1 protein-coding gene is annotated in these 1,280 nt (G+C 66.5%); it reads left to right on the top strand.

Annotated elements, in window-relative coordinates:
• Window positions 1-81 precede the first annotated feature (81 nt).
• On the top strand, window positions 82-1,173 hold the full coding sequence (locus tag D7X32_RS44395; RefSeq protein ID WP_120608476.1) for an IS5 family transposase: 1,092 nt from the start codon (window positions 82-84) through the stop codon (window positions 1,171-1,173).
• Window positions 1,174-1,280 lie beyond the last annotated feature (107 nt).

Below are 1,280 nucleotides of genomic sequence, written 5' to 3'. Positions count from 1 at the left end.
CTAGCAGGGTGTTGAGAAACCCCTCCGAGGGATCGACACCCCGCACCGTGACGTGGTGTCCTCCGCGCATCGGAGGCAGCGATGCGCGGACGGCCCAAGCAGCAGACGACGCTGTTCAGCTTGAGGACGCCGGGAGACCGGGTGCCCGCGGGCCATCCGCTGCGCAGGGTGAAGGACATGGCGGACGCGGCGCTGGCAGCGCTTTCGCCGACGTTCGATGAGATGTACAGCGGCACCGGCCGGCCGAGCATCCCGCCAGAGCAGTTGCTGAAGTCCTGCCTCCTCATGGCGTTCTACTCGGTGAGAAGCGAGCGGCTCTTCTGCGAGCAGCTCGACTACAACCTCTTGTTCCGGTGGTTCCTCGACATGGGGATGGAGGACGCCTCCTTCGACCACAGCACTTTCTCGCAGAACCGGGACCGGCTCCTGGAGCACGACGTCGCCCGGAGATTCTTCCTGGCGGTCATGAGCCAGGCGCAGAGCGCGGGGCTCACCAGCAACGAGCACTTCAGCGTGGATGGCAGCCTGATTGAAGCCTGGGCGTCGCTGAAGTCGTTCCGCCCGAAGGACGAGAAGGACGACAAGCAGGAGCCGCCCGACGACAAGGGCAACCCGACGGTGAACTTTCACGGGCAGAAGCGAGGTAACACGACGCACGCCTCGACGACGGACCCGGAGGCGCGGCTGGCGCGCAAGGGCGACGGCAAGGAGGCGCGGCTGGCCTACAGCCTCAATGGCGTCATGGAGAATCGCAACGGGCTGCTCGTGGACCTCGCGGTGATGCCGGCGGATGGCTTCGCCGAGCGCGACGCGGCGGTGATGATGCTCGAGGGGCTGAAGTCCCGGAACGAGCGCGCCTCCGTGGGCGCCGACAAGGGCTACGACACGGCGGACTTCGTCGCCGACTGCCGACGCATGGGAGTAACGCCGCATATCGCTCAGACGACGGACATTCGACGCCGCTCGGCCATTGACGGGCGAACGACGAGGCCCGTTGGCTACGCCCTCAGCCAGCGGGCACGGAAGCGAATCGAAGAAGTCTGGGGCTGGATGAAGACGGTGGGCCGCTTCCGCAAGACGCGTTTCAAAGGCAGGGAGCGCACGGAATTGGCGGCCTACCTGGTGGGCACCGCGTACAACCTGGTGCGGATGGCGCGGTTGGCCGCCGCATAGCCACTCCGCGCCCGCCGCCTCCCCTCGACGACAAGGTTGAGATTGCAGTCAACGAGAAGCCCGGCCCCGTGCCAGCAAACCGGGCTTCTTCAACAGCCTGCTAGAGC

The organism is Corallococcus carmarthensis (assembly GCF_003611695.1).
GTDB lineage: Bacteria > Myxococcota > Myxococcia > Myxococcales > Myxococcaceae > Corallococcus > Corallococcus carmarthensis.
This window is presented reverse-complemented; position numbering and strand designations above follow the sequence as displayed.